We start from the raw sequence: 208 nt of genomic DNA, 5'->3' as shown, positions 1-208 counted from the left end.
CCCGTCTACCGCAATGCGGTTAGCGTTGCGTATACATTCAAGCTCGTACTGGGTTTTATACGCGCGGTGGTAGTGAAAATAGTTAAGTACAGGCTCAGGGTTCTTAATACTAAAACCACGAGCTTGAGCTACTTCGATATATTCACCCATATAGGCGTAGTTAGCTTTCTCGTAGGGTAATAATTTTTCTACTTGATCAGGCTGTAGT

Annotated in this window: 1 pseudogene; it reads right to left on the bottom strand. The window is 43.3% G+C overall.

The features are described from left to right. A pseudogene (locus V6260_RS19520) lies at window positions 1-208 on the bottom strand (Xaa-Pro dipeptidase); the annotation flags it as partial.

The organism is Pseudoalteromonas aliena, from assembly GCF_038155085.1.
GTDB classification, from domain to species: domain Bacteria; phylum Pseudomonadota; class Gammaproteobacteria; order Enterobacterales; family Alteromonadaceae; genus Pseudoalteromonas; species Pseudoalteromonas aliena_A.
Note: the sequence above shows the minus strand (reverse complement) of the source record. Positions and strands in the feature narration are given on the sequence as shown.